Annotated in this window: 9 protein-coding genes; 2 read left to right on the forward strand and 7 right to left on the reverse strand. The window is 29.3% G+C overall.

All coding sequences use genetic code 11. From position 1 onward, the window contains the following. Positions 1-10: 10 nt before the first annotated feature. Positions 11-877, forward strand: a complete 867-nt coding sequence (locus CRV03_RS05620) for a tetratricopeptide repeat protein (protein ID WP_129084170.1) — start codon at positions 11-13, stop codon at positions 875-877. Here CRV03_RS05620 and CRV03_RS05625 read toward each other — a convergent pair. From CRV03_RS05625 to secG, 5 genes are all read right to left on the reverse strand, one after another. Beyond that, entirely contained in the window at positions 874-1965 is a 1092-nt protein-coding gene (locus tag CRV03_RS05625) for an MFS transporter (RefSeq protein WP_129084171.1), read from the reverse strand. The two genes, CRV03_RS05620 and CRV03_RS05625, sit on opposite strands and share 4 nt — an antisense overlap. Then, positions 1966-2451, reverse strand: coding sequence for an RDD family protein (locus CRV03_RS05630; protein WP_129084172.1), 486 nt, complete (start codon positions 2449-2451; stop codon positions 1966-1968). It abuts the gene before it with no gap. A gap of 5 nt (positions 2452-2456) precedes the next feature. Beyond that, positions 2457-3065 carry an orotate phosphoribosyltransferase gene (pyrE, locus tag CRV03_RS05635; RefSeq protein ID WP_129084173.1) on the reverse strand — a complete coding sequence of 203 codons (609 nt, stop codon included), beginning with the start codon at positions 3063-3065 and terminating at the stop codon, positions 2457-2459. Between the two features lie 2 nt (positions 3066-3067). Beyond that, positions 3068-3625: a ribosome recycling factor gene (frr, locus tag CRV03_RS05640; protein ID WP_129084174.1), complete on the reverse strand. Its 558-nt coding sequence runs from the start codon at positions 3623-3625 to the stop codon at positions 3068-3070. A gap of 166 nt (positions 3626-3791) precedes the next feature. After that, a complete protein-coding gene (gene secG / locus CRV03_RS05645; RefSeq protein ID WP_129084175.1) occupies positions 3792-4151 on the reverse strand; it encodes a preprotein translocase subunit SecG in 360 nt (119 codons plus the stop codon). 71 nt (positions 4152-4222) lie between these two features. Here secG and CRV03_RS05650 point away from each other — a divergent pair, with 71 nt between their 5' ends. Beyond that, positions 4223-4915: a methyltransferase domain-containing protein gene (locus tag CRV03_RS05650; RefSeq protein WP_129084176.1), complete on the forward strand. Its 693-nt coding sequence runs from the start codon at positions 4223-4225 to the stop codon at positions 4913-4915. Here the strand turns inward: CRV03_RS05650 and CRV03_RS05655 are convergent. Beyond that, a complete protein-coding gene (locus CRV03_RS05655; RefSeq protein WP_129084177.1) occupies positions 4867-5277 on the reverse strand; it encodes a thiamine-phosphate pyrophosphorylase in 411 nt (136 codons plus the stop codon). The genes CRV03_RS05650 and CRV03_RS05655 overlap by 49 nt on opposite strands. Positions 5278-5309: 32 nt before the next feature. Further along, entirely contained in the window at positions 5310-6002 is a 693-nt protein-coding gene (locus CRV03_RS05660) for a Bax inhibitor-1/YccA family protein (RefSeq protein WP_129084178.1), read from the reverse strand. Positions 6003-6452 lie beyond the last annotated feature (450 nt).

A 6452-nucleotide genomic window follows, 5' to 3' on the forward strand; every position in this document is an offset into this window, starting at 1 on the left:
AAGGATTTAGATGAGAAAAGTATTTTTGCTATTATTTGTCATAGTTAGTGTAACTTTTGCTACAACAACAAAAGAAGAAAAAGTTCAAGATAGGATAAATAATTTAGAAAAGCCTTTGTATAACCCATTTGTAGAGAACTATATTTTACATGAAATTAAGCAGTTAAGAGAAGAGAATAGAAATCTAAAAGTTGAATTACATGAAACTTTAGCAAAAAAAGAGATTACTATGTCTAACAATGTAGTTAATTATGCAACTTCAACTATTAATAATATGTTCTATATTATTGCCGCTGCTACGTCTTTACTTGTAATTGTTGGATGGACATCAATTAAAGATACAAATGAAAAAGTAAAAAATATGATTGATGAAAAGACATCAAAGATTATTGAAGAGTATGAAGAGAGACTTTTAAATTTTGAAAGAGATTTAGAAAATAGGTCTAAACAAGTAAAACGTAATCAACATGAGATTGAGGTTACCAATACAATTCACTCTTTATGGCTTAGATCAAGTCAAGAGTCAACTCCTGCAGGTAAAGTTGAAATCTATGATGAGATTTTAAATATTAGACCTGATGAAGTAGAAGCTTTAACTTACAAAGCAGATGCTGTTTTAGATATGGGTGAAGCAAACTGGGCATTAAACCTTACAAACCAAGCTTTAGAGATAGATAATTCATATGCTAATGCTTATTATCAAAGATCTAAAATCTATGCTGTTTTAGGGCAAGAAGAGAATGCAATTTTAGATTTAGAAAAAGCAATTGATTTAAATGAACAGTATGTTGAAGAAATAGAAAATGATGAAGAGTTTGAAACTCTAATTAATAATGAAAAAATTCAAGATATACTTAAATTAAAAGCAACAGTTTAGACTTCTTTTGGAAGTCTTTTACTGTATAAAAACAGTAAAGAAAATAGTGCAAAAATAGTTGAATAAAGAAATAGATTCTCTCCATAAAGCCAACCTGCAAGTAAAGCTCCTAAAAAACCACCTAATCCATAAGCTACCCCAAACATAAACTGTTGAGCAAGTTTTTTATTTTCATATAGTGAGTATAGATAAATCACTACTGCACTATGGAATAATCCAAATGAAAAGGCATGGATACCTTGACTTATAAAAGTAAGTGTCAGATTATCTGGATACATATAAACAATAAACCATCTAAGTGCTGTCACTGCTACAGAAAACTTGATTAAAGCAAGTAGATTTTTCTTTAAAAGTGGTCCTTGAAAATAAAGAATAAATATTTCACATATAACACCAAAAGACCAAAGATATGAAGTCATTTCAAGACTAATCCCATGCTCTGTTTCATAAATAGTAAAGAAGTTATAAAAAGCACCAAAACTTAACTGCATAAAAAACAGACTTATCCAAAAAGGCCAATATTTAAAGAAAGAGAATTCACTATTAGATTTTGATTCATCATGGCTAACATCATCATATCTAAGTAATAAGAAGGCAAATAGTACAGTTAGTACATTCACTGTTAAATAGTAATGAAGTGCAACATATGGGTTTGTAAGAAACTGTGCTAGTACAAGTGAGATGATCATAAACCCAATTGAGCCATAAAGCCTTGATTTACCATATCTTCCTTTTCCTAATACCTTTACAGCAGTAACTTCTAAGTAAGGTAATATCATAGATAAACAAGCTGCTAAAACAGCATTATTTATCATAAGTAAATAAAGATTCTCTAAAGTTACATAAAGCATTAAAGAACAAGCTACAGATAAGAGTAGGGCTGTTTTAAATACATTTTGATTTAATGTAATATGCTTTAAAAATAAAAATGGAGTAATAAACTTCATAAGTGGTGCAATAGCAAATACTACACCAATCTCAAAAGCTGAATAGCCAATATCGTGTAGAACTTTTGGTAAGAATATTACGTATACTCCAACCGCTGCAAAATAGAAAAAATAAAATGCAGAGAGTTTAAAGAAAAGCATCTATTCTTTTGTTTCTATAACAGTTGTTTTGGTAAGTAAATCTTGTATAGTCTTTTTATCTTTTCTGAAAAAAGGTAAAAATGCTAAAAGTATCGTAGTTGCAGAAACTAGAAATATTATATATCTAAGAATTGCTTTTGGTAATGATATTTTTTCTTTAGTATTATCATCAATTAGTTTGATTGAATAAGCTTTAAAACCAGGAGTTTGCCCTTTAACTATCCAAAAAAGAACAATTATAAGACCAAAAACTAAAGCTGTAATCCATCTTGCTTCATCACTTCCTTGGAAATCATCTTTTCCATCCATGATTAAATAAGTAGTTATATACATAATCGGCATCATAATCATAAACATATCAACGATAAATGCTTTGATTCTATTGCCAATTGGTGCAGAGGCGAAAGAGTCTTTTATCTCTTCAGTAGTTGAAGAAGACTCCTTAGAAACATTTCCTTGTTTTATATCTCGCCATCTGTTTGCCATGAAGATTAGTTTCCTCTACTTCCTGGTTTATATGCAACACTACCATCTTTACATAAAGGACAATCTTCTGGAGAATACATTTCAAAAGTAAAGTCATCTAATGCAAAAAGTGGTTTATCTAATGGTAGTTTACAGTTATCTTTAGGTTCAGAATCAGAACCCTCTCTTGAACAGAAACCTCTATTTGCTAAAGCTGCATAAGCAACAATATTTCCACCATCATTTTCTACTTGTTTTGCTGCTTCAAGAGCTGAACCACCAGTTGTGATAATATCTTCACAAATAATATAGTTCTCACCTTCTTGTACTTCAAAACCTCTTCTAATAGTCATTTCGCCATCTACTCTTTCTGCAAAGATAAATCTTACATCAAGTGCAGTTGCAAGTGCAAAACCAGCAACTAGTCCACCAAGTGCAGGAGAACATACAGCATCTACTTTGATTCCAGAGTTTTTAATTTGTTCAGCTAAAGCTTCTGCTAGAAGCTTTGCAGTTTTAGGGTCTTCTAAAACTTTTGCTGATTGTAAATAAAACTGTGAGTGGTTACCACTACTTAATTTAAAGTGTCCTTCTAAAAGGGCATTAGCATCTCTATAAATTTGTTCTACGTTCATAATTATACCGTTAAAATTTCTTGTTCTTTTGCTTTTAAAGTCTCATCAGCTTTTACAACATAAGAATCAGTAATTTTTTGAATTTCGTCTAATGCTCTTTTGTTTTCATCGTCAGTAATCTCTTTTTCTTTGTGTAAAGCTTTTACTTTATCATTTGAGTGTTTTCTAACATTTCTAATAGCAACTTTTGCATTATCAGTCATACCCTTAGCTTGTTTAGCACTCTCTTGTCTTTGCTCTACAGTCATTGGAGGGAAGAATAATTTAATTACATCACCATCATTATTTGGGTTTACACCAATGTTTGCAGCATTGATTGCTTGCTCAACTTCACCTAAAAGATTCTTTTCCCAAGGGTTAACAACAATTGTTGTAGCATCAGTTGCAGTTACTGAACCAACTTGGTTAAGTGGAGTAGGGTTTCCATAATAATCAATTGAAATCCCTTCTAGGATATTTGTGTTAACTTTTCCAGTTCTTAAAGTTTTATAATCTCTTTTTAAAGCCTCAATAGACTTTTCCATATGATCTTTAGTTTCTTCATAGATTTCTTCTAACATTGTATTCTCCTTGATTGTTTATCTAATTGAAATTTGTAAAAGATTATACCATTATAATCTTTTATATATTGATTTATTGAGTCAAATTTGAAAGCTACTAACTTAAAAAAGTTAGTAGTTAAAGGTTTGTTTTTTAGAAGTAAAAGATACTCCATTTTAAAACAAATTATTTACTTTCAGGAATTGTAGGAACTACAGGTGCAGCATTAGTTGGTGCAGCAGGTGCAGTTGTTTTATTTTCTGTTGGTACGCTTGGAATAAGTGTGTCTGTTTTAACACTGTCCACAGCACTTTCCATTTTTTGTTGATTGTAAATATATCCTAATGCAATTGTATTAATAACAAAAAGAAGTCCTAACGTCATAGTCGCTTTGCTTAAGAAGTTTCCTGGTCCTTTAGCACCAAATACAGAGTCATTGCTTCCACTGTATGCTCCAAGTCCGATACTAGAACTTTTTTGTAATAAAATAGTTATAGTTATGATAATTGCTAATACAAACTGAACTATTAAAAGTGTAGATGTCATTTTAAATTCCCTTTTAAAAAAATGGTAGGTATTTTACCTAAAACTTATTAAGAAAAAGTTAAAATATAAATATGTCTACTAAAAACCAATTTTCAAAATACGCAAACGAATATAAAAATCATAATATTATTCAACAAATTGTTGCAAAATCACTTGTCCGTGAATTAAAGTTTCAACCTAAAAGAGTGCTAGAATTAGGCTGTGGGTCTGGACAAGTATTTAATCATATCAATTGGGAAGTAGATTTTTATAAAGCAATTGATGCTTCAAAATCAATGTGTGAACTTCATCCTAAATCTAAAAATATAGAAGTAAAGTGTTTTGATTTTGATACAGATGAGTTTTTAAATGAAATCAAAAATGATAAATATGATATCGTTTTATCTTCTTCTGCTTTACAATGGTCAAAAGACTTATCAAAGATTATAAAAACCCTAAGTAACATTACCGATGAAATAAATGCAGTATTGTTTACTTCAAACACTTTTAAAACAATTCAAAGTATTACAAATACAAAATCACCAATATTAGATGAAGACTCTATAAAAGAATCATTTTCAAAATATTTTGAATGTGAGTTTGAGACAATTCTTTATAAATTGGAATTTAACAATAAAAAAGATTTATTTGATTATATTAAAAAATCAGGAGTTAGTCCTAATGCTTCTTTATCTTTCAAAGAGGCTAAAAGACTTTACAAAGAGTATGATTTAAACTATTTAGAGTTTGAAGTTATATTTATTAAGACTGTTTCTAAATTATAAAGTTCATATCTAATATATTTGAAGTTTTCACTATCTTCAATAGATGTTAACTTTGTAATCTCTTCTAGAACTCTTGAGCTTTCTTGAGCCCTTTTAAAGTTAGCTATTAAAATAGAGTTTAAATCACTTCTATTTTGTTCACTTTTAATTGATTCTTTTAATACATCATTATTTACATCTCTAGTACTTAATACTTCAATATAGTTATCAACTCTGCAAAGATGTCTAAGTGATTTCAGTTTTAATGCTATCTCTTTATTATCGTAGTTGTATCTAAAGATATCCTCAACTACTCTAATACCTTCTTTAAGTCTATTAAGGTTTGCATCAATTAATCTAAGAGTTTTGTTATTGTCAGTCATGTGTAGTTAAACTAGCCTTGAAGGCTAGTTTATTAGTCGTCGTTGTTTAAGATTCCAAATATTTGTAATAAAGATACAAATAAGTTGAAGAAATCTAAATAAAGTGCAATTGCTGCTTCAATTGGAGTTTCAAATCCACCTTTGATGATTTGTTGTGTATCATAAAGAATGAAAGCAGAAAATAGTAATGCACCAACACCTGCAATCCCTAACTGTAATAGTGGAGATTGGAAGAAGATGTTTGAAATAGAACCAACAATAAGGATAATTAATGCAATGAATAACATTTTACCCATTGAAGAAAAATCTCTTTTTGTTGTCATTGCAAACATTGAGATTCCACCAAATGCAACTGATGTCATTAAAAATGCTTGAGCAACAATTGACGCACCAGCAGGCATCATTAAAATTTTACTTAATAGTGGAGTAATAGTTAAACCACTTAAGAAAGTAAATCCAAATAATACAGCTAGGTTAATACCTGGCTTATTTTTTACTGCATAAAGTGCAAATAGTAATATAAATTCTAATATTACTAGTCCCCAATACCAGCTTGCAATAATAGAAACCATATCAAGACCGATATAAGCTCCCGCTGTAGCAGCTAATAATGAACCAGCAAATAACTGGTAAGTTGCTTTTAAGAAGCTCATTAAAGAAGCTTTTGATGCATCTTGCGAGTTGTATTGAGATGATTCTTGTGAAAGATAATCTCTGTTATACATTTCAATCCTTTCTAATTTTTTGATATTTTATAATGTTAGTCTTAATATTTACTTTAATATTTAATACTAATGTTACATTATAATGAATAATTGTTCACATCGTATATTTTAAATCATTTTATGTGTATATATTGTGGATACATATATATATGAATAGACAAAAAGACATAAAAAACCCAAAAGACCCTAAAAACTGCGAAACTTTCAAAATTTAAGCTGATATTTAGAAAAAACCCTTGACAAGGGGAGAAAAATCTATTATAATTCCCGTCCAATTTCAGAGGAACGACATCAAAAATGATTGAAAGAGTTGCGAAGGAATGGGAGATCTTTTAAAATTTAGAAGGTTTGTAAATAACTTTTATAAACCGAATATGAAATTACAACAAACAAGAATATATTGTAAATATATCCTTGTCTATTTTAATAACAAAGCTTATGCTTTTACAA

The organism is Arcobacter sp. F155 (assembly GCF_004116455.1).
In the GTDB taxonomy this organism is placed as follows: domain Bacteria; phylum Campylobacterota; class Campylobacteria; order Campylobacterales; family Arcobacteraceae; genus Halarcobacter.

What these genes read in the sequence shown, in the direction of transcription:
- CRV03_RS05620 (WP_129084170.1), top strand. Translation starts at nt 11, where the DNA reads ATGAGAAAAGTATTTTTGCTATTATTTGTCATAGTTAGTGTAACTTTT.
- CRV03_RS05625 (WP_129084171.1), bottom strand. Translation starts at nt 1,965, where the DNA reads ATGCTTTTCTTTAAACTCTCTGCATTTTATTTTTTCTATTTTGCAGCG.
- CRV03_RS05630 (WP_129084172.1), bottom strand. Translation starts at nt 2,451, where the DNA reads ATGGCAAACAGATGGCGAGATATAAAACAAGGAAATGTTTCTAAGGAG.
- pyrE (WP_129084173.1), bottom strand. Translation starts at nt 3,065, where the DNA reads ATGAACGTAGAACAAATTTATAGAGATGCTAATGCCCTTTTAGAAGGA.
- frr (WP_129084174.1), bottom strand. Translation starts at nt 3,625, where the DNA reads ATGTTAGAAGAAATCTATGAAGAAACTAAAGATCATATGGAAAAGTCT.
- secG (WP_129084175.1), bottom strand. Translation starts at nt 4,151, where the DNA reads ATGACATCTACACTTTTAATAGTTCAGTTTGTATTAGCAATTATCATA.
- CRV03_RS05650 (WP_129084176.1), top strand. Translation starts at nt 4,223, where the DNA reads ATGTCTACTAAAAACCAATTTTCAAAATACGCAAACGAATATAAAAAT.
- CRV03_RS05655 (WP_129084177.1), bottom strand. Translation starts at nt 5,277, where the DNA reads ATGACTGACAATAACAAAACTCTTAGATTAATTGATGCAAACCTTAAT.
- CRV03_RS05660 (WP_129084178.1), bottom strand. Translation starts at nt 6,002, where the DNA reads ATGTATAACAGAGATTATCTTTCACAAGAATCATCTCAATACAACTCG.